General features: G+C 58.1%; 18 protein-coding genes and 5 pseudogenes. 21 read left to right on the top strand and 2 right to left on the bottom strand.

Annotated features, from left to right (window positions below; translation table 11 throughout):
* Nucleotides 1-95: 95 nt before the first annotated feature.
* Nucleotides 96-701, bottom strand: a pseudogene (locus PACILC2_RS14655) (AraC family transcriptional regulator); the annotation flags it as partial.
* 336 nt (nucleotides 702-1,037) lie between these two features.
* On the opposite strand from PACILC2_RS14655, the gene PACILC2_RS14650 reads away from it, so the two are divergent.
* The 20 genes and pseudogenes from PACILC2_RS14650 (at nucleotide 1,038) to PACILC2_RS14560 (ending at nucleotide 21,519) form a co-directional block, all read left to right on the top strand.
* Entirely contained in the window at nucleotides 1,038-1,967 is a 930-nt protein-coding gene (locus PACILC2_RS14650; protein WP_213529260.1) for a phytanoyl-CoA dioxygenase family protein, read from the top strand.
* A gap of 59 nt (nucleotides 1,968-2,026) precedes the next feature.
* Nucleotides 2,027-2,722, top strand: a complete 696-nt coding sequence (locus tag PACILC2_RS14645) for a cupin domain-containing protein (RefSeq protein ID WP_244863522.1) — start codon at nucleotides 2,027-2,029, stop codon at nucleotides 2,720-2,722.
* Entirely contained in the window at nucleotides 2,707-2,910 is a 204-nt protein-coding gene (locus PACILC2_RS26980; RefSeq protein ID WP_244863521.1) for a helix-turn-helix transcriptional regulator, read from the top strand. Before PACILC2_RS14645 ends, PACILC2_RS26980 begins: the two co-directional genes overlap by 16 nt.
* Before the next feature lie 139 nt (nucleotides 2,911-3,049).
* Nucleotides 3,050-4,554, top strand: a pseudogene (locus PACILC2_RS14640) (alpha-glucosidase/alpha-galactosidase).
* 155 nt (nucleotides 4,555-4,709) lie between these two features.
* The gene (locus PACILC2_RS14635; RefSeq protein ID WP_213529259.1) at nucleotides 4,710-5,489 is read left to right on the top strand and encodes a helix-turn-helix domain-containing protein; all 780 of its coding nucleotides are present in this window, start codon (nucleotides 4,710-4,712) and stop codon (nucleotides 5,487-5,489) included.
* Between the two features lie 179 nt (nucleotides 5,490-5,668).
* On the top strand, nucleotides 5,669-6,553 hold the full coding sequence (locus PACILC2_RS14630; RefSeq protein WP_213529258.1) for a phytanoyl-CoA dioxygenase family protein: 885 nt from the start codon (nucleotides 5,669-5,671) through the stop codon (nucleotides 6,551-6,553).
* 302 nt (nucleotides 6,554-6,855) lie between these two features.
* On the top strand, nucleotides 6,856-8,661 hold the full coding sequence (locus PACILC2_RS14625) for a sensor histidine kinase (protein WP_307860596.1): 1,806 nt from the start codon (nucleotides 6,856-6,858) through the stop codon (nucleotides 8,659-8,661).
* Nucleotides 8,658-10,284: pseudogene (locus PACILC2_RS14620) on the top strand (response regulator). The gene PACILC2_RS14625 and the pseudogene PACILC2_RS14620 overlap by 4 nt, the downstream one beginning before the upstream one ends.
* 65 nt (nucleotides 10,285-10,349) lie before the next feature.
* Nucleotides 10,350-12,087 (top strand): annotated as a pseudogene (locus PACILC2_RS14615) (extracellular solute-binding protein).
* Nucleotides 12,088-12,158: 71 nt separating this feature from the next.
* Nucleotides 12,159-13,055 (top strand): ABC transporter permease, encoded by an 897-nt coding sequence (locus tag PACILC2_RS14610; protein WP_213529257.1) that lies wholly within the window; start codon nucleotides 12,159-12,161, stop codon nucleotides 13,053-13,055.
* Nucleotides 13,056-13,072: 17 nt separating this feature from the next.
* Nucleotides 13,073-13,949 (top strand): annotated as a pseudogene (locus PACILC2_RS14605) (carbohydrate ABC transporter permease).
* Between the two features lie 57 nt (nucleotides 13,950-14,006).
* Entirely contained in the window at nucleotides 14,007-15,065 is a 1,059-nt protein-coding gene (locus tag PACILC2_RS14600; protein ID WP_213529256.1) for a glycoside hydrolase family 53 protein, read from the top strand.
* A 254-nt stretch (nucleotides 15,066-15,319) separates the two neighbouring features.
* On the top strand, nucleotides 15,320-16,219 hold the full coding sequence (locus PACILC2_RS14595; protein ID WP_213529255.1) for a CBS domain-containing protein: 900 nt from the start codon (nucleotides 15,320-15,322) through the stop codon (nucleotides 16,217-16,219).
* 5 nt (nucleotides 16,220-16,224) lie between these two features.
* Nucleotides 16,225-16,518 carry a hypothetical protein gene (locus PACILC2_RS14590; RefSeq protein ID WP_244863520.1) on the top strand — a complete coding sequence of 98 codons (294 nt, stop codon included), beginning with the start codon at nucleotides 16,225-16,227 and terminating at the stop codon, nucleotides 16,516-16,518.
* A gap of 121 nt (nucleotides 16,519-16,639) precedes the next feature.
* Nucleotides 16,640-17,638, top strand: coding sequence for a PstS family phosphate ABC transporter substrate-binding protein (locus PACILC2_RS14585; protein WP_062497089.1), 999 nt, complete (start codon nucleotides 16,640-16,642; stop codon nucleotides 17,636-17,638).
* Between the two features lie 214 nt (nucleotides 17,639-17,852).
* Nucleotides 17,853-18,704 carry a phosphate ABC transporter permease subunit PstC gene (gene pstC / locus PACILC2_RS14580; protein WP_372447137.1) on the top strand — a complete coding sequence of 284 codons (852 nt, stop codon included), beginning with the start codon at nucleotides 17,853-17,855 and terminating at the stop codon, nucleotides 18,702-18,704.
* 3 nt (nucleotides 18,705-18,707) lie between these two features.
* Nucleotides 18,708-19,583: a phosphate ABC transporter permease PstA gene (gene pstA / locus PACILC2_RS14575; RefSeq protein WP_062494548.1), complete on the top strand. Its 876-nt coding sequence runs from the start codon at nucleotides 18,708-18,710 to the stop codon at nucleotides 19,581-19,583.
* Between the two features lie 24 nt (nucleotides 19,584-19,607).
* Nucleotides 19,608-20,363: a phosphate ABC transporter ATP-binding protein PstB gene (gene pstB, locus PACILC2_RS14570; RefSeq protein ID WP_062494546.1), complete on the top strand. Its 756-nt coding sequence runs from the start codon at nucleotides 19,608-19,610 to the stop codon at nucleotides 20,361-20,363.
* 31 nt (nucleotides 20,364-20,394) lie between these two features.
* The gene (gene phoU / locus PACILC2_RS14565; RefSeq protein WP_213529254.1) at nucleotides 20,395-21,054 is read left to right on the top strand and encodes a phosphate signaling complex protein PhoU; all 660 of its coding nucleotides are present in this window, start codon (nucleotides 20,395-20,397) and stop codon (nucleotides 21,052-21,054) included.
* Nucleotides 21,055-21,165: 111 nt separating this feature from the next.
* Nucleotides 21,166-21,519, top strand: coding sequence for a hypothetical protein (locus tag PACILC2_RS14560; RefSeq protein ID WP_213529253.1), 354 nt, complete (start codon nucleotides 21,166-21,168; stop codon nucleotides 21,517-21,519).
* Between the two features lie 217 nt (nucleotides 21,520-21,736).
* Here PACILC2_RS14560 and PACILC2_RS14555 read toward each other — a convergent pair whose 3' ends face one another.
* Nucleotides 21,737-22,810: an AI-2E family transporter gene (locus tag PACILC2_RS14555; protein WP_213529252.1), complete on the bottom strand. Its 1,074-nt coding sequence runs from the start codon at nucleotides 22,808-22,810 to the stop codon at nucleotides 21,737-21,739.
* A 190-nt stretch (nucleotides 22,811-23,000) separates the two neighbouring features.
* On the opposite strand from PACILC2_RS14555, the gene polA reads away from it, so the two are divergent.
* Nucleotides 23,001-25,670, top strand: coding sequence for a DNA polymerase I (gene polA, locus PACILC2_RS14550; protein WP_213529251.1), 2,670 nt, complete (start codon nucleotides 23,001-23,003; stop codon nucleotides 25,668-25,670).
* Nucleotides 25,671-25,782 lie beyond the last annotated feature (112 nt).

The raw sequence follows: 25,782 nt of genomic DNA, 5'->3' as shown, positions 1-25,782 counted from the left end.
CAGGGACGAGCAGAATTGGCTGATGCTCGTCCCCGTTTTATTTTGAACATTCGCCCGAATGTATGAACGTCGCTGTACCCGACAAGCCGCGCGATTTCGCCGACGGACAGATTCGTCTGAACGGCCAGCTCCTTCGCTTTCTCGACCCGCACGAAGGTCAAATATTCAAACGGCGTCATTCCGTAAATGTGCCGGAACTTCACGATCATGTAATTTCGGCTCAGTCCCGAAACCCGTTCAAGCTCCTCATGCCGGATATTCCGGCCGTAATGCCGGAGAATGTAGTTGCGGACGAGCACGATCTTCGCTTTCGTCTTCTCCTGCACCGGGGTTGCGTTCCGTCCCGAACGGGAGGCGTCAAGCTCGGCAATCGTCTGCAGCAGCAGTCCCTGGCACAGCATCCGGTTGTGGGCGCCTGGCTGATGGTAATGGGCGATCAGGCGCGACAGCCAGCCTTCGACGGGATGTCCCGCATAATTGCCGACGTATCCGCTGCTAAGGCCCAGCAACTCCGGAGAGATGCGCAAGGCGCCGAAATGAAAAAGGATCGAGATGCACAAATAAGGCTCTCCTTCTATCGTGCGGACGGCATGGGGGACATAGGGGGCATGGTATATAAGATCGCCTTTTCTCGTCGTATAGCTTTTGCCGTCGACGACGTATTCCGCCGCGCCCTCTTTCACATATTGGAACTGGTGCATGGAGAGCGCGCGGGTGCGAATTTCCCATCCGGCCGGCGCGTTGAACAGATGGGCGAGCGTAATATACGGCGGGAACCCGCATTCTTCCGTCGTTTCGCCCGCTTCTTCGGGGCCGGGCAGGGGAAGACGGTCCGACATGCCTGTCACCCTCCTTCTTTATTTTTGCATACGCTTACAACTTAAAGGATAGCAAGTCGCCGCGTCAATCCGAAAAGTGATTTCGGCAACCGAATTGTTGGTTCATGCTAAATACATCGTGCTCGATAGCCCGTATACTGGAGACGACAAGGCGGTCCATTTGCGTTTTCGAATGCATTTTCGAAGGGAGAGAGGCTCATGACGGCGCGTCAGACGCATATGCTTGTCGCGGATGCCCGGCAGCAGGAGGTCATTACCGACGAGCAGGCGCAATATTTTGTGGAGAACGGATTTCTGGTCATTCGAAATGTGCTGGCCGGCGAAGAGCTGAAGCTCGTGCAGGCGGACATGATGAAATTGTACGAGAAAGGGATGGCCGGCGTCGCGGACGATCCCGATTATATGTACGGCAAAGGCGGCAAGAGCGGCGGGCGCGTGTTGAGGCGGATCGAGTACGTCATCGACAAGAGCGATCCGATGAAGGCGCTGCTCGGACATCCGTTTATCCTTCGGTCGGTGGAGAAACTGCAGGGGCACAACTTCATCCCGACCTGGGACTCGATGGTGCTGAAGGCGCCGGACGAAGGGATCGCGGTCGACTGGCATCGCGATGCGGCCGTGCCGGAAGGCTGCACCGACCCGCGTCCGATCTTCAACGTCGATTTTTATTTGGACGAAGCCGATCTCCGGACCTGTCTGTGGGTCATTCCCGGAAGCAACCGGTGGTCTGCGGACCGGGCGCGGGAGCGGTGCGCTAGACCCGGATTTGATACGTCGGATGCAATTCCGGTGCCGATGAATCCGGGGGATGTCGTTTTTCACAACATTGAAGTGCTGCACGGCTCGCCGGCGGGAGACGGCAATCCGTTGCGGCGAACGGTATATTACGAGTTTCGTCCCGGTGAGATCGAGGCGGCGTTCGGACCGCACACGCTCGAATATTTGAGCTGCAAGCAGCAGGTGCTGCTCGCCTGCATCGAACGGCGCAAGCGGATGGCGTACAGCGCGGGGGAGAAACCGTACGAGTATCGCCCGGACGGCGCTTTCGCCGTCGCGGAACCGAAGGAGCCGGCGACGTACCGGTATCCGCACGACCGGTATTGGCGGCGGCGGCAGACGGGCGATTGAAGGATGCACGCCGCTCCGATAAGATGATAGCAACAAGTCGCAATCGGGGAGGATGGCCGATGAAGGCAGTAAGCCTGTACGATCCCGAATGGACGGACGGGGATTACCGGTTCCGAATCGACGCCTATTATTACAAGCAGTGGAACGGGTTCAAGATGCCGTTCCATTCGCATCCGACGGCGGAAATGATGTATGTCATATCCGGCCGCTGCACGGTGGAAACCGAGACGGAGAGCGGGACGGAGACGTTCCGGCTGCGCAAGGGCGATTTCATCCTGCTCGACGCGGAGGTTCGCCACCGGCTGCTCGTCGGCGACGATTCGCCGAGCCGGATGCTCAACGTGGAATTCGCGTTCGCGCCGCAGACCGGAGCGGTTCCGACGCTGCGGGCAGCGGCCGCTGCGGAACGGGCGCTCGGGGAGATGCTGGCCGGACGACGTCCGTATATCGTGCTTCGGGATACGAACGACGTGTACCATAATTTGAAAAGCCTCGTCCTGGAGCTTGACGAGACGGGGCGCGAGGACGGCTGGATGGTCCAGCTGCAGATGAGCGAGCTGCTCATTCGCGTGGCCAGGCTGGCCAGGCAGGCCGAGCATGACGGGAAATCGTACGATCCGTACGTTTCCCAAGCGATCCGCTTTATCCGCCAAAACTACGACCGCGACATTCAAATCCGGGATATTGCCGCCTTCGTCAGCTTGCATCCCGGATATTTGCAGCGCATTTTCGGGAGCGGATGGGCAGGACGCTGACGGACTATTTGACGGAGCTGCGTATGGAGAAGGCGAAAATGCTGCTGAGCCGCACCGATCTGCCGGTCGCCGACATTCCGGAATATATCGGGATCAACAGCCGGGAATATTTCAGCGCGCTGTTCAAGAAGCGGGTCGGCCAGTCGCCGGCGGCGTTCCGGCAGTCCCGGGAAATGTCCGTGCGCTAGCAGTCGAACGGAAAGTTCGGATTTCTTACGTGGCGGAACGGATAAAGTGACAATTTTGATGACGTTTCCAAGCCTTGTGCTGCTACACTTCGGATAGGGTACGAACCCGTACGATACAAGCGCAGGAGGCGATAAATGCATGTCTTTCAAGGTCGCGTTCATAGGGGCGGGAAGCATCGGTTTTACGCGGGGCCTGCTCCGGGATTTGCTGTCCGTTCCGGAATTCCGGAACATCCGCGTCGCGTTTACGGACATTAACGCGCATAATCTGGATATGGTGACCCGGCTGTGCCAGCGGGATATCCGGGAGAACGGGCTTGCCATCGAAATCAAGCCGACGCTCGACCGGCGCGAAGCGCTGCGGGACGCCAAATATATTTTTGCGTCGTGCGCATCGGCGGACTTGAGGCGTTCCGCACCGATGTGGAAATCCCATTGAAATACGGCATCGACCAATGCGTCGGCGATACGCTGTGCGCCGGCGGCATTATGTACGGCCAGCGCGGCATCGCCGAAATGCTGAACATCTGCCGGGATATCCGCGAGGTGGCGGCGCCGGATTGCCTGCTGCTCAATTATGCGAATCCGATGGCGATGCTGACCTGGGCGTGCAACAAGTACGGCGGCGTCCGGACGGTCGGCCTCTGTCACGGCGTGCAGGGCGGCCATTGGCAAATCGCGGCGGCGCTAGGGCTGCCCAAGCAGGAGGTCGATATTATTTGCGCCGGTATCAACCACCAGACCTGGTATATCCAGGTGAAGCATAAAGGCGCGGATATGACCGGAAAGCTGCTGGAGGCGTTCGAAAATCATCCCGAATTCAGCAAAACGGAGAAGGTCCGCATCGATATGCTGCGCCGCTTCGGCTATTACAGCACGGAGTCGAACGGCCACTTGAGCGAGTACGTGCCATGGTACCGGAAGCGTCCGGAGGAAATCCGGGACTGGATCGATCTCGGCAGCTGGATCAACGGCGAAACCGGCGGTTATTTGCGCGTCTGCACCGAAGGGCGCAACTGGTTCGAAACGGATTTCCCGAACTGGATGAAAAGTCCGGCCATCGTCTACAAGCCGGAAAACCGCGGCGAAGAACACGGTTCGTACATTATTGAAGGCTTGGAGACCGGGCGGACGTATCGCGGACATTTCAACGTGGTGAACAACGGCATTATTTCCAATCTGCCGGACGATGCCGTCATCGAAGCGCCGGGCTATGTCGACCGCAACGGCATCAACATGCCGCATGTCGGCGATCTGCCGCTCGGCTGCGCGGCCGTCTGCAACGCCAGCATAGCGGTGCAGCGGCTGGCGGTGGAAGCGGCCGTTCGCGGCGACGACCGGCTGCTGCGCCAGGCGATGATGATGGACCCGCTGACCGGCGCGGTATGCAATCCGAAGGAAATATGGCAGATGGTCGACGAGATGCTCGTCGCCCAGGAGCAGTGGCTGCCGCAGTATAAGGACGCGATCGCGCAAGCGAAGGAGCGGCTTGCGTCGGGCAACCTCATCCCGACCCGCCAATACGAAGGCGCCGCAAGGCTGAAGGTGAAGACGATCGAGGAGATGCGTCTTGACCGTGAAGCGGCGAGCAGGAACGCCGGCGAATCGGACAAAGCGAAGGCGAGCGAACGCTGGGCGCAGTAGCGGGGATAAAGCCCGGCGGCGTAACGCTTGCCTGGCGCAAGAAAGGCAACTGCCAAGCCCCGGTTGAACCGGGGCTTGTATCTTCTTGCGTCCGGAGCGCGAAAAAGGCGGGAGGTGCGCAAGCTGACAAACGAAACGAGTGGAGGAAGAGGCGGATGCCTGTACGTGTCCATTCCGGTATAGCCGCCCATCCGGCAGGCTGGGAGATGGCGATGCACGAGCATGGCACGTTCGAAATGTCGGTCGTCCTGGAGGGAAGAGGCGTGTTTCAATGGGATGGCGAGGAAAGAGCGATCGGTCCCGGTCATGTCGTGCTGATTCCCGAACGGCTGCCCCATACTTACCGTTCGGAGACGGCCATTCGTTTCGGCGTGCTGGAGGTATCCGGGATGCCCCGTGAAACATCGCGGCTTGTCCGCCGGCTCGGATGCGGAGACCGCCCGGCGATCCGCCGGCTTCCGCCCGTTATGCTGGAGCAGTACGAAACGCTGTTCCGGCAGTGGCTGCGTACGATTTCCCGGCCGTTGATCGAGGAGGAGCGATTTCTCGCGACCTGGGTCGAGCTGCTTCTTCTCTTCATGCTTCAACAGCATCGGAACGGCGCGGACAACATGTCGGTAGCCGCTTCCGCCGATTATATCCGTTCCAATCTGGCAAGCGATCTTCCCATTGCCGCGCTGGCCCGCCAATGCGGCTTGTCGGAATCGGCCTATCGGGCGCTGTTCAAGGAGATGTTCGGCCTTGCGCCCAAGCCTTATCAGCAGCAATGCCGGCTGGAAGAAGCGCGGTGGCTGCTGCGCGCCACCGACCGTTCGATCCAGTCGATCGCGGCGCAAGTCGGCTTTGCGGGCGTCCATTCTTTCAGCGCCTGGTTCCAGAAGTTTGCCGGGACGGCCCCTTCCGATTGGCGGAGGAGGCAGCAGGGCAACGAGTAGCGGATTTTCGCGTCAAGCCGCAGGAACAGGACAACCCGGGCGGGCAAACTGTCTTCATGCCGGCATAAGCCGGGGCGTTTCGGTTAAAAGGCATAGCGATTTGAATAAAGACTTCGCCGCCGCTGTCCGGTACACTCGGATCAAGCAAGATCAAGTATGATCACCGGGAGGCGGAGCGAATGGCGAAAGTGAAGATCGGCGAAAGAGAATGGGATACGGACGGCCCGTACATGACGGAGCTGCGGGAGTCGAACGACATTTTGAACGATACGATAGCGCTGCGGGAAAGATTGAAAGAAGACGGGTATTTGTTCATCCGGGGATTTCACGAACGCGGCCATGTGCTCGCCGCCCGCGAGGCGTTCATCGGCAGGATGGCGGAGCGGGGCAGACTTGCGCCCGGTACGCCGCCGGAGGAGGCGGTCATCGGGCCGGATAACAAGGGGACGTCGTTCCAGGGCAGCCACGATCAGCCGCAGCAGCTGCTCGATCTGGTCCATTCGCCGGGGACGTTCGCGTTCTTCGACCGGCTCCTGGGCGGTGAAACGATGACGTTCGATTACAAATGGGTGCGGGCGGTCGGACACGGCGACTTCACCGGAGCGCATTACGATATCGTTTATATGGGCCGGGGCACGAAAAATTTGTACACGATGTGGACGCCGCTCGGCGACATCCCGTATGAGATGGGCGGTCTCGCCATTCTGGCCGGTTCCGGCCATCTGAATCGGCTGCGCGAGACGTACGGTCAAATGGACGTCGATAAAGACAAGGTGACCGGATGGTTCACCACCGATCCTCTGGAGCTGATCGAGACGTATGGAGGACGATGGGCGACAGCGGAATATCGGGCCGGAGATGCCGTCATATTCGGCATGTATACGATGCACGGCTCGCTCACCAATCAGACCAACCGCTTCCGTCTCAGCGTCGATACCCGATATCAGCTGCGGTCGGAGCCTGCGGACGAGCGCTGGGTCGGCAGCAATCCGAAAGGGCATTACGCCTGGACGAAAGGCAAGACGGTTACGATGGAAGAAGCCCGCAGGCAATGGGGCGTATGAGACTCCTGAACCGAAATGCATGGAACCAATCTTGCGAAACGCCGGAACGGTCAAACGGCTGTCCGGCTTATCGCCTCATGCTGGCTTGTCGCCAGACATGAGGCGATTTTTTTAACCACATTGCCAAAACTGCCGAAATGTTGCCATTGTGACGTTGTGCCACCCGGGCGGCCATGTGACGATGAGAGGGGGAGGCCACACGCCGATGGCCGAAAAATGATAGCGCTTGCTTTTTCCGGCGCATGCTCTTTACAATACGATTACGATCACGGCACTATTCGACAAATAAAGGTGGCGGCGGGATGATGCCGAGAATCAATTTGTTTACGAAAATGGTAACGCTCATCGTCGTCATGCTCGTACCGATCATGGCGCTTTATTACTATTCCAACAAGACAAGTACGCAAGTACTCGGAACGGAGCTGAACAAGTCGAACACGGAACAGCTGACCTTTTTCCAACATCAGGTGAACACGCAGATCGACCTTTTGACGCTGTGGCCGAATCTGCTCATGCACGATCCCGACATCTCCAGCTTCAAGGACGTATTTCTCGCCAGCGAGTATTTGAATCTCGATACGATTACGCTCGTCAAGCGAATCCAGACGAAACTGAGCATTCAGGAGAACTCGTCGAACTGGGACAGCGAGCTGTTCATCTATTCGCCCTCCTTAAACCGTGTCGTATCCGTCGCTGATGCCCGGCATTACGATACGTGGGAATTAAAGCGGAGGCTGAAGCCCGGCTGGCAAGTGAAGGAGCTGGAAGGAGAGACTGCGGGACGGTATCAGTTCTCCTGGTTCACGGTTTCGCCTTACGCGACCTACAAACGGCCGGAGGATGCCAATCTCATTATCGAGGTGCGATTCGACAGTACGAATATTGTCGATATGCTCGACCGGTTCAAAAGCGACGGACGGCGGGAGCCGGTTTACTATCGCCAGGGGATCGGCGCGATCTACAACCGGACGGCCGACCGCGATCTGGCCGACCGGATCATCGCGGAGCTGGAGCGCGGCGAGCTTCACGACATCGAGAGCCGGACGGTCGAGCTCGATGGCGAGAAATATCTTGTGAACGCGGTGAAGTCCCGCTCGACCGGCTGGCATCTGGTCGACTTCATGCCGCTCTCCGACATCGTACGCCCGATCCGCAAGTCGAACGAACTGTTCACCTTCTCCGTCGCCGGGCTGCTGCTTATGAGCTGTCTGGCCGCCTATTTGATGTACGCACAGGTGCAGGTGCCGTTGAAGCGGCTTGTCGTCGGCTTCCAGAAGCTGAAGAACGGCGACTATTCCGTTCGCATGGTGCCCAAGGGGCGCACCGAGTTCAGCTTCGTGTTCGACCGTTTCAATTCGATGGTGATGCAGATTCAGGAGCTGTTCCAGCATGTGTACTTGGAGAAGATCCATGTCCGGGAAGCTCGGCTGAAACAGCTGCAATCGCAGATCAATCCGCACTTCTTCTACAATTGCTTCTCCTTCATCTCCAGCATGGCGAAGCTGAACAACAACAAGGCTGTCGTGGAAATGTCGCAAAGGCTGGCCAAATATTACCGGTACACGACCCGGCAGGAGCGCGACCTGGTCAAGCTGTCGGAAGAGATCGGCTTCGTCACGAGCTATCTGGACATTCAGAACATGCGGATGCCGCGTCTGCGCTTCGAAGTGAATGTGCCGGAGCGTATGAAGAAGGCGGATATCCCGCCGCTTGTCATCCAGCCGCTCGTCGAGAACGCCGTGCTGCATGGCATAGAACCGCAAGCCGCCGCCGGTTTCATCCGGATTACGGGCCATTGCGGGGAAGACGGCATGCGAATCGTCGTGGAGGACAACGGCAAAGGGATGAGCGTGGAAGCGATGCTGGTATTGCAGTACAAGCTGTCGAAGCCGATGGACCGGGAGATGGGCTGCGGCGTCTGGAATGTCCATCAGCGGATGCAGCTTCGCTTCGGCGGACAGGCGGGAATTTCCTTCGCCGCCTCGCCGCTCGGCGGCTTGAAGGCGACGCTGTACTGGCCGTACGAAGCGAGAGAGGTTGCGGCGACGAACGGCGAAACGAACGATCCGGCAAACGGTATGACGAACGTCGGGGAGGAGAAGAAATGATCGATATTATGCTGGTGGACGACGAAACCTACGTTACGGAAAGTCTGGCCAAGACGATTCCCTGGGCCGAGCTGGGCATTCGCCAAGTCATTCAGGCGTCTTCCGCTGCGGAAGCGCTGCTGCTGATGGAGCGGCAGCCGGTCGACATTCTGGTGACCGACATCCGCATGCCGGATATGAGCGGGCTGCAGCTGATCGAGAAGGTGGCGCAGCAGTGGCCCAACGTCCGCTGCATGCTGCTGACCGGCCACTCGGATTTCGAGTACGCGAAGAGGGCGATCCAGCTTCAAGCCTTCGATTATATTCTGAAACCGGTCGATGACGACGAATTCGTTGTCAGTCTGACGAATGCGATCGAATCGCTCAAGGACGAGTGGGAACAGGCAGAGAAGTTCAACAAGCTGGTCTATTACCGCAAAGCCGATATTGCCGTGCTGCGCTCAAGCCTGCTGCGCGACTTGCTGCTTGGCCGCCGTCTTTCCGCCAAGGCGTCCGGCGAAAAACTCGCCTTGTATGAGATTCCGCTGCGCATCGAGGATTCGGCGGTGATGATGCTCATTCAGCTTGGCCGCCGCTTCGCGGAGATGGATCATCATTCGATATCGTTGATGGAATATGCCGTCGGCAACATCGCCGAAGAGGTGTTCGCGGGCAGTACGATGTATGGCATGGCAAGGCGCCGCACGATTGTCTCGTGCTGATCGCTTCGCTCAAGCCGGAAACGGAGAAGCGGCTCTTGCAGGAGCAGTCGTTCGAGAAGGCGCGCCGCGCGGAACTGGAGGAAGCGGTCAGACTGTTCAGGCGGCACGTCGAAAATTATTTGAAAGGCGGCATTTCGCTTGTTATCACGGAATGGTTCACGTTCCCGGACGACGTCTCCGCCGCTTATCGTGCCGGGCTCGGCGCCATCGGCACAACGGAGGGCGAGGGAACCGTCTTCCTGGAGGATGCGGCGCATGACCGGCGAACCGCCAGATCGCTCGATGCGCTCTACAAGCCGCCGACGCTCATTCATCTGCTCGAATCGAAGCAATGGGATGCGGCTGGACGGAAGATCGCGGAAGTATTCGACGAGCTGGAGAAGAGCGGCGATTCGCGGGAGCATTTGTACGAAGTGTATTTTTCGGTAAGCAATGCCTTCATGTACGTCGTGCACAAGCAGGGACACTATATGCACCAGATCGATCATGCGGGACTTGATCTGCTGGCCGACCCGGGAATCGTGCTTTCCGTCGGCAAGCTGCGGGCATGGGCAGCCGGCATGCTGGAGAAGCTGAGGCGCGAACTGTCCGCAAGCGACAAGCATGCGCGCAGTTATATTGTGTCGAAAGTGCAGGAACTGGTGTCGAGGGACTTGGGCGGGGAGACCTCGGTGAAGACGATCGCCGATCGCGTCTATCTCCATCCCGTCTACTTGTCCAAAATATACAAGGCGGAAACGGGAGAGAGTCTGGGCGACTATATTATCCGGATGCGCATGGAACGCGCGCTCTATCTGCTCAAGCATACGAACAAAAAAATCTATGAAATTACCGCCGAGCTCGGCTACCAGAACCCGCAGTATTTCAGCAAAATGTTCAAAAACATTACGGCCTTGCGCCCAACGAGTTCCGGGACCCGTAAATGATTATCAAAGGTGCAGAAATGTTCGATTTGTGTCCTATGATCACTAGGCCCCCCTTCCTATAATGAAATGGAAGCAACCAAACCTGACGAAAGGGGGAACACCCGTGAGTACGAAGAACAGAAAACGTTGGATAGCCGGACTCGCCCTTGCCGCAGCATTCGCGGCGGTCGTTGGCTGCTCCGGGAGCGGGAAGAGCGGCGAAGGCGAAACCGCGGCCGGCGCGGCCGGCGGTGAACCGGCCAAAGCAGACAACGAATACAAGGAGAAATACGATCCGCCGGTCACGATTTCTACCGTATGGGGCGTCGATCCGGCACTGACGTTCAAAAACAACGAGACGATCGAGAACAACGTGGCCACCAGATGGGCGCTTGACAAGTTCGGAATCGAAATCAAGTCGCTATGGTCGGTCACCGATACGAAGCGCCTTTGCGACCAAATTGAGGCTCGCCATGTCTTCCGGCCAGGAAATGCCGGACATCGTCACGATCGGCGATGCGCTGCTGGCGCAGGACCTGATCGACTCGGGCATCTTCCGGGAGGTAGGGCCGCTGTTCGACAAGTACGCTTCCGAAACGTGGAAGCAGGCGATGGCGCTGGATGAGAATGTCTGGAATCCGTATACGCGGGACGGCAAAAGGATGGGCATTCCGGTGCTCGACTATGCTTACAACCACGATTATTTGCTCTGGATCCGCCAGGACTGGCTGGACGATTTGAAGCTGGAAGCCCCGAAGACGATCGAGGAGCTGGAGGCGGTCATGGAAGCGTTTAAGACGCGCAATCCGGACGGCTTGAAGCCGGGCGAGGTGATTCCGCTCAGCATCGGATTCAAGTCGTCGATGAATACATGGATGGGCGATCCGTCCTGGATCTTCGGCGCTTACGGCACAATCCCGCAGCAGTGGAACGTCGGCGCGGACGGCAAGCTGGAGTACGGATCAATCCATCCGGGCATGAAGCAAGGGCTGCAGAAGCTGAACGAATGGTACGACAAAGGCTATATTCCGAAGGAAGCGGCGCTGTGGGACGAGAACAAGACCTCCGAACCCGCCGTAGCCGGCAAAGCGGGCATCATTCCGGGACCTTACTGGATGAGCGGCTGGCCGTTGCTCGACACGGCCAAGAATGTCGAAGGCGCCGTATGGAAGCCGTATCCGATTCCATCCGGACCTGACGGCAAGGCGGGACGCCACGGCACACACTTCACGAACGGCGTCATTCTGATCAATAAAAACATGAAGCATCCGGAAGCGTTCTTCACCTATCAAAACTACTTGTTCGACAACTTCGCCAACCCGGAAAAGGGCAGCGAATACGATCTGGGGCTGTTCAAAGGCTACGATTACGATCTGGACGAAAACGGCAAACCGCTGCACCTCGACAACATCCCGGGCGGTTACGTCAATTCCATCCGTTATTTGCTCGTCCGAGACGGCGCGCGCATTCCGGATGCCCAGATGAAAGCGCTGCTCAATCTGGCCGAAGGCAAAGAGCCGGAAACCCGTCTGGAGAAGGAAGTGAAGAACAACTACGGTCCGGAGACGCCGGCCGCCGCCAAGGTGCTGCTGGAGCAGGAAGACATCTCGATGAAGGATATGTTCACGGGACCGGCAACGAAGACGATGAAGACGAAGATGGACTATCTGAACAAGATTGAGAGTCAGACGTTCAATGAGATTATTTACGGCGAGCAGCCGCCCGAGGCGTTCGACAAATTCGTCGAAACGTGGAAAGCGTCGGGCGGAGAGCAAATCACGAATGAAGTGAACGAATGGTACGACAGCGTCAAGAAATAGGGGAAAAAGAGAAGGCGGCCGTGCGAAGGGCCGCCTTTGCCGGATTATTGGTCAACAGGAGGGCCTTTTTCATGAAACAACGGATGCGAAACTGGCCGTTTCATATCATGATTTTGCCGTCGCTTCTTTTTCTGATCGTGTTCAGCTATATCCCGATGGCCGGCATCGTAATGGCATTCCAGGATTTTAAACCGTGGCTCGGCATCGCCGGCTCCGAATGGGTCGGGTGGGACAACTTCCGCTACCTGTTCGAACGGCAAGACAGTGTGCAGGTTATCCTCAATACGCTGATTATCGCCGTGCTGAAAATCTTGTTCAACCTGATCGCGCCGTTCACGTTCGCAATCTTCCTTAACGAGTTGCGGCAAATGGCGGTGAAGCGGTTCGTCCAAACGCTCGTCTATTTGCCTCACTTCCTGTCCTGGGTCATTCTCGGGGGCATTCTGGTCGATATTCTCTCAACCGACGGCGGCATCGTCAATCGCGTGCTCGTCGAATGGTTCGGCATCGGACCCGTCTTCTTCCTGGGGGACGGTGACTGGTTCCGGGTAACGGTCATCGTCTCGGACGTCTGGAAAGAGTTCGGTTTCGGCACCGTCGTCTTTCTGGCGGCGCTGGCGAACGTCAATCCGTCGCTGTACGAGGCCGCGGAAACGGACGGAGCGGGCCGGTTCAAGCAGACGCTTCACATTACGATTCCGGCTATGATCCCGATTACGGTCGTCGTCGGCACGCTCGCGCTCGGCAACGTGTTGAATGCCGGGTTCGATCAAATCTTCAATCTGTACAATCCGCTCGTCTATGACAAGGGCGATATTATCGATACATTCGTCTATCGTACCGCAATTCTGAACGGCGAGATGGGCTTCGGCACCGCCATTGGATTGTTCAAGTCGGTCATCGGCATGATTCTGATTCTGATCTCCTACCGGCTGGCCTATAAGTGGGCAGGCTACCGCATATTCTGATCATGGGGTGAGCCACGATGTATTACAAAACGACGTCCTATCGGATATTCAATGCGTTTAATGTCACGTTTCTCGTGCTGCTAGCCGTGCTTTGCGTTATTCCGCTCATCCATGTGATGGCCGTCTCATTCAGTTCCAAGGCGGCGGCCGACGCCAATATGGTCGGGCTGTGGCCGGTGGAGTTTACGCTTGAGGCGTACAAGAAGACGGTCCGCAATCCCGTCTTTCTCCATTCCATATGGGTCTCGGTGCAGCGGACAGTGATCGGGACGGCGTTAACGCTGCTGCTCGCCTTTCTGGCGGCCTATCCGCTCTCGAAGGAGAGCGCGGTGTTCAAAAGCCGGACTTTCTATTCCTGGATCTTCGTTTTTACCATGATCTTCAACGGCGGTCTCGTCCCGTTCTACATCGTCATCCAGAAGCTCGGTCTGATGAACAGCTTCTGGGTGCTCGTCCTGCCGGGCGCGGTCAACGTCTGGCTGACGATTCTGCTGCTCAATTTTTTCGCGGCGTGCCGAAGGAACTGGAGGAGGCCGCTTTGATCGATGGAGCCGGCCATTTTCGGACGTTGTTTCGAATCTATTTGCCGGTTTCGCTGCCGGCCATTGCCACGCTCGCGCTGTTCAGCATGGTGTTCCATTGGAATTCCTGGTTCGACGGGCTGCTCTATATCAGCGACGCGAAGAAGCAGCCGCTCGCAACCTTCTTGCATACTGTCATCATTCAACGGGATATGAGCACGATGAGCATGAGCCCAAAGGAACTGGAGCTGTTGTCGCAAACGACGGTGAATGCCGCTCAGATCTTTATCGGAGCGCTCCCGATTCTGCTCGTCTACCCGTTTTGCAGAAATATTTCGTAAAGGGACTCGTGCTCGGTTCGATCAAAGGTTGAGGCGAAGACGCAGGCGTGTCAAGGCAAAACGTAAAGGATGAAAGGATGGGGTTACAGATGACGGCGGTATTTCTGAACGGCATGGATGTATCGTTTCTCGACGAAATCGAACAAGCGGGAGGAACGTTCCGCGACGGGGACGAGGTGCGGGATGCGCTGGCCATCCTGCGGGACAACGGAATCAACTCGATCCGGCTACGCATCTGGAACGACCCGCCCGGCGGTTACTGCAATACGGAGCGCACGCTCGCCATGGCCGAGCGGATCAAGGCGCTGGGCTTGCATTTTCTGCTCGACTTTCACTATTCCGACAAATGGGCGGATCCGGCCAATCAGTGGAAGCCGAGGGCGTGGGAGAAGCTTGGCTTTGACGAGCTGCGGGAAGCGGTCCGGCTGTACACGAAGGAGACGCTGACAGCGCTGAAGGCGCGCGGCGCGCTGCCGGACATGGTGCAGATCGGCAATGAAATTACGCCCGGCATGCTGTGGGATGACGGTCGGGTAGGCGGCGACGATTGGGATACGGACGGGCAGTGGGGAAAATTTACGGAGCTCGTTAAAGCCGGTATCGACGGCGCGAAGGAGGCGGCACCCGATATTAACGTCATGATCCATATCGACCGGGGAGGCGACAATGCGGGGAGCCGCAAGTTTTACGACCGCTTCGAGCAATACGGCGTCCCGTTCGACACGATCGGCCTGTCCTATTATCCATGGTGGCACGGTTCGCTCGACGATTTGCGCTGCAATCTGGACGATCTGGCCGTCCGTTACCGGAAAGACATCATCGTTGTCGAGACGGCCTATCCGTGGACCATCGGCAAGCGGGAAGGACATCCGTTCATCGTCCAATCGGAAGAGCAACTGCACGAAGGCTATCCGGCGACGCCGGAAGGACAGGCCGCTTATATGCGAGATTTCGTCGAGCTGATCAAGCGGACGCCGGAAGGCCGCGGCGTCGGGTTTCATTATTGGGAGCCGTGCTGGATACCGGCGAAGACGGAGTGGTCGGTCGGGCATCCGAATAACTGGGCGAATTTGACGCTGTTCGATTTCACGGGGCGCAAGCTGCCTGCGCTCGAGATCTTTCGGTCCTCCGACGTCCGTCCGGAGTAACAAAAATGTCATAGCGGCGGCCGGCGCCCACATCGTCGGGCAGTCGGAAGATAGAGGCTTTGGTCCTTGAGTTGTCAAGCGGCCGGAGCCTTTTTACCGTTTTGAAGTGATCTCCCCTCCCAGGCTGGCTTTCATTCGTTTGCAGGAATAGGCAAGTTTTACACTGCGCTAACATTTTTCCGGGTTCGCGTTGATACTGAAGACCTATATTTGTAGGAAACGATTGTTTTGACGCTACGGAAGGGGAGATGCGAATGACAGCCGGCGTAATGGACAACCGGTCGGTCAACGGCGCTGACGGCGGAGGCGAACTGACCGCAGCGCCTGCGGACATGACAAATCGCGAAAAGGGTGACGTCGCCGAACGAACGCCGTCCGCCGTCCGTATACGCGACTACATCCGCCCGGCGGCGGCGCTTCCGCCTTCGGCATCATGCCGCGACGCTTTGGCGGTTTTTCGCCGGGACGGGGAACGGGAATGCATCGTCGTTTGCACAGCGGAAGGCGAGCCGCTCGGACTGGTGATGCGGAACGGATTCTTCACGCGGCTCGGCCAGCGGTTCGGGGCGGAGCTGTTCGATGACAAGCCGATCGAGCGGCTCATGAAAGACGTTTTGCTTACGGCCGACGCCGATTCGCCGCCGCAGACGGTTATCGATGCGGCGCTGCGGCGCGAGGACGGCGCGTTCTATGATTGCGTGCCGGTGACGGAGAACGGACGGCTGGCCGGCGTCCTGTCGGTATCCGATCTTCTGCGCATGTCGCGCGATCTGCAGGAGGAAGCGATCCGCTCGCAAGCTGCGATCGCCCTTCAGGCGGCGAATGGAATGGAGCAAATTTCGGCATCGGTTGGCCGCGTTCTGGAATCCGCCCGGCTCGGCGACGAGCGGTCTGCCGCGATGCTGGAGCTGGCGCGCCAGGGGAAGGACAAGCTGAAGCGGCTGGCCGATATGCATCGGCTGATGGCCGAACAGGCCGTGCAGCAGGAGAGCCGGATATCCGCTCTGCGCGAGGAAGCGCTGGCCATCGGGAACGTATCCGCCCTTATTCGCGAGCTGACGGAGCACAGCCAGCTGCTCGCTCTTAATGCATCGATCGAAGCAGCCGCGCGGGAGAGCACGGCAAAGGGTTCGCCGTCGTCGCCGAAGAGATGATGAACTTGGCGAACCGGACGAAGCGTTATGCCGATGAAATCGCGAAGCTGACCGGCGGCATCTCGGCTGCGGTGCGCGACCATGTCGGCTTTTTGCAATCGGAACGGGCCGAAACCGAGGGCAGCGGGAAGCTTGTCCGCGAGGCGGAGGCGCTGTTCGAGCAGCTGTTTCAATCCGCGGAAACGAATCGCGCAAGCACGGGCGAGATCGGGCGGCTCGCCGAATCGTCCCGCTCGGCGGCGGAACAGGCAGGCGAAGGCATGCGGCGGCTGCTTGCGAATTGGTCCGGAAAAGCGTGAAAACAAATTAACAGTAATTTTACATAACCTGAACACTCGATTTACAAACGGCTTGTAATATAGAAGACGTAAGAGCAAGAATAGACAAATCCGGGGAGTGGTAGAGTTGTTGAATCGGCAAATGAGCAAGGGGATCTTGATGCTGGCGATGGCCATGCTGCTCGTGTTCGCTGCGGCGTGCGGAAACGGCGGTTCGGGCGGCGAAACGGGCAATGCGCCGGCCGAATCGGCGAACGGCGCGCAGGAGAACGGCGGAAGCAAGCCGGCCGAAGAGGAAGCGAAATTGTCCGGCGATATTGTAATCGATGGCTCCAGCACGGTCTATCCGCTGACGGAAGCGGCTGCCGAAGAGTTCAACAAAGAGCATCCCGACGTTCGCGTTACGGTCGGCGTATCCGGCACGGGCGGCGGCTTCGAGAAATTCGCGGCCGGCGAAATCGCGATTGCCGACGCATCCCGTCCGATCAAGGACGAAGAAGCGCAAAAAGCGAAAGACGGCGGAGTGGACTTCATCGAGCTGAGCGTCGCCTATGACGGCTTGTCGGTCGTCATCAACAAGGAGAACGACTGGGTCGACCATCTGACGGTCGAAGAACTGAACAAAATTTTCGCCGCGGGCAGCACGGTGAAAACGTGGGCCGATGTGCGCGAAGGGTTCCCGGCCGAGCCGATTACGCTGTTCTCGCCCGGCGCGGATTCCGGCACTTACGATTACTTCAACGAAGCGATTCTGGACAAAAAAGGCATCCGCAACGACGATCTGATCAGCTTCAGCGAAGACGACAACACGCTCGTTCAAGGCGTGGCAGGCAACAAAGGCGGCATCGGCTACTTCGGCTTCGCCTATTTCGAAGAAAATGCCGACAAGCTGAAAGTGGTGCCGATCGAAGCCGGCAACGGTCCGGTCGAACCGACCCTTGAAACGATCAAGGACGGCTCATATTCGCCGCTTTCCCGCCCGCTCTACATCTATGTCAACAAAGCCGAACTGGAACGTCCGGAAGTGAAAGCCTTCGTACAGTACTATATCGACAATATCGGCAGCATGGCCGCCGAGGTCGGATACGTGCCGCTTCCGGATGAACAATACGCGAAGGAAGCCGCCAAAATCGAAGGCTGACATTCTCGCAGAAAACAGCAAGCTCTTGGAAAATGTGGTGTCTTGCAGGCATCACATTTTTCACGCAACCGATGTTAACGAATTGTAAAGGCAAGGAGTGAGCGACGAAATGTCTATGCCGACTCTTCCGGCAAGCAAGGCGAAGCGGGGCAGGACGGACGCCGGATCGACTTACAGCTTCAAAAACGAAAAGAAAAGCTTGGCCGACACCGTCATGCCCTTGCTCCTTTTTCTCTGTGCAGCCGTGTCGATTCTGACAACGATCGGAATTGTCGTCACGCTGCTTACGGAAACCTACCACTTCTTTCGTGAAATACCGATATTCGAATTTTTGACGGGACGCAAATGGTCGCCGCTCATTCCGCCGGTCAGCTACGGCATTTTGCCGCTGCTGTCGGGTACGCTGCTCATTACGGTGATCGCTTGCATCGTCGCGATTCCGATCGGCCTCGCGAGCGCCATCTACCTGTCGGAATACGCGCCGTCAAGCGTGCGCCGCGTCGTGAAGCCGATTCTGGAAGTGCTGGCGGGCGTTCCGACGATCGTATACGGATACTTCGCGCTGACGCTCGTCACGCCGCTTCTGCGCGAAATCTTTCCGCAAATGGGCGTGTTCAACGCGCTTAGCGCCGGCATCGTCGTAGGCATCATGATCATCCCGATGGTCTGCTCGCTGAGCGAGGACGCGATGTCGGCCGTTCCGCGCAGCCTTCGCGACGGCGCCTACGCCCTCGGCGCGACGCGTCTTGAAGTGGCGCTGCGCATCGTCGTGCCGGCCGCCTTCTCCGGTATCGTCGCATCCGCCGTGCTTGCGTTCTCGCGCGCCATCGGGGAGACGATGATCGTCACCGTGGCGGCCGGATCGACGCCGAAGCTGACGGCGAATCCGCTCGAAAGCATCCAGACGATGACGGCCTATATCGTGCAGGTCAGCCTGGGCGATACGCCGCGCGGCAGTCTGGAGTACGGGTCGATCTTCGCCGTCGGCATGACGCTGTTCGTCATTACGTTTCTGCTCAATATTCTTGCCCAATACGTGGCAAGACGATTCCGGGAGGAGTATTAAGCCATGGGTGTACTACAGGATGCCAACCGCAAGCAGATCGCCGGGCGGCGCCGGCTCGATTTCGCGCTCCATCTGCTGTTCGTGGCCGCTACCTCGGTCGGCGTCGTCGTGCTGATGGCGCTGCTCGTCGACATTCTGATCGACGGCGCCTCGCGTCTCCAGCCGGATCTGTTCAACCAATATCCGTCGCGGCGGGCTAGCCAGGCCGGAATGAAGTCGGCGATCGTCGGTTCGCTGTACATGCTTGTCATTATGGCGCCGCTGTCGTTCGTGCTCGGCGTCGGGGCGGCGATCTATCTCGAGGAATATGCGCCCAAAAACCGGCTGACCCGTCTCATTCAGCTGAACATCAGCACGCTGGCCGGCGTGCCGTCCATCGTTTACGGCATACTGGGGCTCGCCATCTTCGTTCGCGCCATGCAACTGGATCGAAGCCTGCTGGCCGGCGCTCTGACAATGACGCTGCTCGTCCTGCCGATCATTATCGTTTCGTCCCAGGAGGCGATTCGGGCGGTTCCGAGATCGCGCCGCGAGGCCTCGTTCGCGCTCGGCGCCAACAAATGGCAGACCGTCGCCCGCGCCGTGCTGCCATCGGCCTTCCCGGGAATTTTGACCGGGGTCATCCTGGCGATGTCCCGGGCGATCGGGGAGACGGCGCCGCTCGTCATGATCGGCGCGATGACGTACGTCGCGTTTCTGCCGAACGATCTGCTCGATTCGTTTACCGTCATGCCGATTCAAATCTACAACTGGATCGCCCGTCCGCAAGCGGAATTCCGGGAACTGGCCGCCGCAGGCATCGTCGTCCTGCTGGCCGTATTGCTGCTGATGAACTTCGCAGCTATTCTTCTGCGCAACAAGTACAACAAGAAAGTGTGACGGAGCGATGAAAGGAGAAGCCCTATGCAAACGTTGATCGAAATCAGTAACCTGAATTTGTACTATTCTTCCGTTCACGCGCTCAAGAACGTGTCGCTGAGCATTCCGGAGAAGGCGATCACGGCGTTCATCGGGCCGTCGGGCTGCGGCAAATCGACGCTGCTGCGCACGATGAACCGGATGAACGATATGATTCCGGGGACGCGAATCGAAGGGAAGCTGACTATCGGCGGAACGGACATTTACTCCAACGAGGTGGACGTCGAGACGCTTCGCAAAAAAGTCGGCATGGTGTTCCAGCAGCCGAACCCGTTTCCCAAATCGATCTATGACAATATCGCTTACGGCCCGCGTCTGCACGGCATTCGCAACAAGAAGCAGCTGGACGAGATCGTCGAGAGCAGCCTGCGCGCCGCTGCGCTTTGGGACGAAGTGAAAGATCATCTGAAACGGTCCGCGCTCAGCATCTCCGGCGGGCAGCAGCAGCGGCTGTGCATCGCGCGGGCGCTCGCGGTCAATCCGGATATTCTGCTGATGGACGAAGCGACGTCGGCGCTCGACCCGATCTCCACGCTGAAGATCGAAGAGCTGACGCAGGAACTGAAAAACCGTTATACGATCGTCATGGTAACGCATAACATGCATCAGGCGGCGCGGGTATCCGATCAGACGGCCTTCTTCCTGAACGGGGAAGTCGTCGAGCACGCCGATACCGAAAAGTTGTTCTCCAATCCGTCCGATCAACGGACAGAAGACTATATCAGCGGACGTTTCGGCTAACAAGCGGCCGTACGAGGAGGAAACCACATTGATGACGACACGCAAGGAGTTCGATTCCGGGCTGGAAGAGCTGCACCGTTTGATCGTGGACATGGGAGAGCGGGTGGAGCGGACGCTCGCCCTGTCGATGGACGCGCTCGTCCATCTGAACGCGGATCTGGCCAAACGCATTATCGCCGAGGACGCCGAGCTCAATCTGATCGAGGAGAAAATAACCGATCTCGGCACGAAACTGATCGCTACGCAGCAGCCGGTCGCCAAAGATTTGCGCCGCATTCTGGTCGCTTTCAAAATATCGAACGATCTGGAGCGGATGGGCGACCTGTCCGTCGACATCGCCAAAGTCGTGCTGCGCCTCGAAGGACAGCAGTTCATCAAGCCGCTTGTCGATCTGCCGCGCATGGCCGAAATCGTTCAGACGATGATCTTCGAGTCGACCCAGTCGTTCATTCAGGAAAACGTCGACTTGTCGTACAAGATGGCTGCGGACGACGACCGAGTCGACGCGCTGTACAGCCAGATTTTGCAGGAAATGTACACGCTGATGGCGGATAATCCGAAAATCGTATCCCAGGCGATGCTGCTCAGCTTCGTCGGCCGCTATATCGAACGGATTGCCGATCATGCGACCAATATCGGGGAAAGCGTCGTCTACCTGGTGACGGGCAAACGGCCCGATTTGAACCAGTAAGGTCCGGCCTCGCTATAATTAGGACGCAAAATGCGCATCCTGTCTTTGTAGGCGTCAAATTCCGGCCTTGTCCAGGCCGGCTGAGACCAAGACAAAGAAGGAGCGATACCTTTGCAAGGACAACAGCCTTCCAACTTGAACATGACATACGAGCAGTTTCAGGAACAGGTGCGCCTGCGGGAATTGCAGGAGCAGGAGCAGGCGCGGATCGCGCTGCAGAGAGCGGGCGCCGACAGCGGCTCCGGCCTGATACGTCAGCTCATTCAGGAGCTGCAGAATATCCAGCAGGAAGTCCAATTGTCGGCCAATCAACTGCAGGTTCAGATGGATGCGCAGAAGCGGCAGACCGAGCGGCTGGTGCAGCGCATTCAGCAGGCGGAGCAGCTCGTCCGCAGCAGCCTCGGTGCGCCGGGCGCGGCCGGGAACACGGTTCAGCAGCCTCCCGTCCAAGGCTATACGCAATAGCCGATTCGTCACGTCAAAACCTCCGGAATCCGGATCAGCAGGATTTCGGAGGTTTTTCGCCATTTTCTTGTGTTCATTCCGGCGCACGCGCGCGAGACACCGATCAGTCCGACCATGTTGTCATAGCCGACCCGGAACGCTACGGCAATCATCAGACAGCCGATCAGCGCATCATTCCCCTTAACGAACTCATGTACGAATCTTCCTCCTAAACATTTCAGCTGTACTGGCTCTCTGCCGCGTAATGGCGGAAAAGGCGGGATGCCACGATTTTTAAAATCAGATAGGCCGGAATGGCGAACATAATGCCGATGATGCCGAACGCGCTTCCGCCCGCCAGCAGGATCAGGATCGTCGTCAGCGGATGAATGTCCAGCTTTCTGCCGTAAATATGCGGCGAAAGCAGGTTGCCTTCGATCTGCTGGGCGGTCACGTTGACGATCAGAACACCGATAACCGTCGAAGGGCCATCGATAAACGCGATGATCAAGCACGGAATAAGGCCGATAATTTGCCCGACGTACGGAATCATGTTCAGCGCGGCCAGCAGCAGCGCCAGCATAAGCGAATAGGGCAGCCCGATCAACAGGAAGCCGATATAGATCATAATGCCCAGCAGGAAACTGAGTATAATACGGCCGAGAATAAATTCGCTCATGACCTTGTCCATATCCCGCAGCGTTTCCACGACGGCGGCGCGGTATTTTCCGGGAAGCCGTTTTTTCAAGGCGTCGTAAGCTTTCCGGTCTTCTTTGAGCATGTAATAGGCGAGTACGGGCACGGTGGAGACGATCAGCACGACATTCGTCAGAACGGACACGGCGTTCGTGATATAACTGGTCACCTGGTTGAAAGCGCGGCCGATATATTCCGTCAAGTTGGAGCTGAGATCGAGCTTGCCCGGGTCGGCCGCCCGGAACCAGGCATGCTCGCGCAGCCGTTCCAGCTGGGTCTGCAGATCGGTCAGCAAGACCGGCAAATTGTTCGTAAAGCTGGTGAATTGCGCCTGCAGCGTCGGCCAGGCCAAAGTCGAGATCAGAGCCGTCAATCCCCCGAACACGAGGTACAGCAGCAAGATCGCGGCAGACTTGTTCAGCTTCCTTCGATGCAGCCATCTGACCGAGGGCCGGAGCAAATAATAGAGAAAGACGGAAAACAATAGCGGCAGCATAACGATGTTGAATGCGGCAACGAGCGGACGGAACACGAATCCGACCTTGTCGAGCAAGTAGATGATGATGAGCACCAGAATAATGCTGATGCAAACCTGATAGAACCTCCCGATTTTCATCCGTTCACCTCGTATCGAAAAGGCGTGCAATACGTGACAATACCCTTTTTCGCCGCCGAGCAATCAGGGTCCTTCCTTAATATAAATAATGGAAATACGCGCCAATCGCGGACAGGTTTCGGCAAATCGGGAAAGGAAGCGGCTTTTATGTTAAAATAGTGGGCAGGACTAAGGTGAGTGAGGTGCCGGGATGAACAAATGGGTTTTGATAGACGGCAACAGTATCGCGAACAGAGCTTTTTACGCCATTAAACCGCTGACGACCTCGGCCGGCCTGAACACGAATGCGGTGTTCGGCTTTACGACGATGCTGCTGCGCCTGCTGGAAGAAGAGAAGCCTTCCCATATGCTCGTTGCGTTCGACGCCGGCAAAGTGACGTTCCGTCACAAAGACTACGGCGATTACAAGGGCGGGCGGGCCAAGACGCCTCCCGAGCTGTCCGAGCAGTTCCCGCTGATGAAGGAGCTGCTGCGTTCGTTCGGCATCTCCCAATACGAGCTGGAAGGCTACGAGGCGGACGACATTATCGGGACGCTGTCGCGCATCGCGGAGGAGCGCGGCGACGAGGTCGTCATCGTCACCGGCGACAAAGATATGCTGCAGCTTGCGACGGATCGCGTTACGGTGCTGCTGACCCGCAAGGGCGTCAGCGAGGTGGAGCGATTCTCGCCGGCTGCCATCAAGGAGAAGTACGGGCTCGAACCGTTGCAAATTATCGACCTGAAGGGGCTGATGGGCGATCCGTCCGACAATATTCCGGGCATCCCCGGAGTCGGCGAGAAGACGGCGCTGAAGCTGCTGCACGAATACGGTTCGGTGGAAGAAGTGCTGGCGCATTCGGACGAATTGAAAGGCAAAATGAAAGAGAAGGTCGAGCAGCATAAGGACGACGCCATCATGAGCAAGGAGCTGGCGACGATTTTCCGGGAAGTGCCGCTGGAGCGGGAACCGGACGAGCTGGCTTACCGCGGGTACGATCCCGCCGCGCTGGCGGAAGCGTTCCGCAAGCTGGAGTTTCGTTCGCTGATCGAGCGGCTCGGACTGCCCGGGGAAGGCGGAGCCGCCGCCGACGCGTCCGCCGACGCGGCGGAGCTCGATATCGTCGCGATCGCATCGGAGGACGAGACGGACAAGCTGTCCGCGATGGCCGATGCGCTGGCGCAGTCGCAAGGCGTGTATATCGAGGCGATCGGCGAAAACCCCCATCATGCGGTCGTGCTCGGTCTGGCGGTTGCGGCTGGCGGCCGCGTATATGCGGCCGCTCTCGAAGCGCTGCAAGGCGAAGCGGGCGCTCCGATCCGCAGCTGGCTGGCCGATGCCGGGGCGCCGAAAGTCGGCTACGATCTGCACAAGGCGGAGCTGGCGCTGCATTGGCTCGGCTGGGAGCTGCGCGGAACGGCGTTCGATGTGCAGCTTGCCGGCTATTTGCTCGATCCGACGGATACGTCCCAGACGATCAGCGGGCTGGCGCAGCGGTACGGTCTGCCGGCCGTTCCGACCGACGAGTCGGTCTACGGCAAGGGAGCCAAATTTAAAGTGCCGGATACGGAAACGATGCTGCGCCATCTCGCCGTCAAGGCCGACGCCATCGTAAGGATTGCGGTTCGGCAGAAGGAGGACCTGGAGCGGGACGGAATGCACCGGCTCTATTACGAGCTCGAGCAGCCGCTGTCCGCGGTGCTGGCCGGAATGGAGAAGCAGGGCATCGTGGTCAATGCCGAAGCGCTGGAGCAGCTCGGCCGCGAGCTGGAACGGGATATCGCGGCGACGATGACGGAAATTTACCGGCTTGCCGGCACCGAATTCAACATCAATTCGCCGAAGCAGCTCGGCGATATTCTGTTCGACAAGCTGGGACTGCCCGTGATCAAGAAAACGAAGACCGGCTACTCGACCGACGCCGACGTGCTGGAGAAGCTGGAGCCGTATCATGAAATTGTGCCGCTCATTTTGCATTTCCGCCAATTGTCGAAGCTGCAGTCGACGTATGTGGAAGGCTTGCTGAAGGAGATTCGCCGGGATACGGGCAAGGTCCATACGTATTTCCGCCAGACGATTGCGGCGACCGGCCGACTCAGCAGCCAGTTTCCGAATTTGCAAAATATCCCGATCCGGCTGGAGGAGGGACGCAAAATCCGCAAGGCGTTCGTGCCCTCGGAAGAAGGCTGGTATATTCTGGCCGCCGACTACTCGCAGATCGAGCTGCGGGTGCTGGCCCATATATCGGGAGACGAGAGGTTGAAGGAAGCGTTCATCAACGATCTGGACATTCATACGAAAACGGCGATGGACGTGTTCGGCGTCAAGGCCGAGGAGGTGGACGCGAATATGCGGCGGCAGGCGAAAGCCGTCAATTTCGGCATCGTCTACGGCATCAGCGATTTCGGCCTGTCGCAAAACCTGAATATTACGCGGAAGGAAGCGGCGGCGTTTATCGACCAGTATTTCGCCGCGTTCACGGGCGTTCGCGCCTATATGGACAATATCGTCGCGCAAGCGCGCGCCGACGGTTATGTGACGACGCTGTTGGAACGGCGGCGGTATTTGCCGGAAATCAAGGCGTCGAACTTCAACCTGCGCTCGTTCGCCGAGCGGACGGCGATGAATACGCCGATCCAGGGGACGGCCGCCGATATTATCAAGCTGGCGATGGTTCGCATGCACGAACGGTTGAAGGAACAGGGGCTGCGCAGCCGCATGCTGCTTCAGGTACATGACGAGCTCGTGTTCGAGGTGCCCGAAGACGAACTGGAGACGATGAAAACGCTCGTGCCCGAAGTGATGGAGAACGCGATCGAGCTCGACGTTCCGCTCAAGGCCGACGTTCATTACGGCGTCAATTGGTATGAAGCGAAGTAAACCGCGTTAACCGACAACGCTTGAAAATAAGGGAGGGCTCGTAGGCGCCCAGATGTTGAATTGGAGACAGGGTTCGAAATCGCCCCAAGTTTGGAAAGGAAACAGGGGTTCG

Source organism: Paenibacillus cisolokensis (assembly GCF_018403665.1).
In the GTDB taxonomy this organism is placed as follows: Bacteria; Bacillota; Bacilli; order Paenibacillales; family Paenibacillaceae; genus Paenibacillus_AH; species Paenibacillus_AH cisolokensis.
This window is presented reverse-complemented; position numbering and strand designations above follow the sequence as displayed.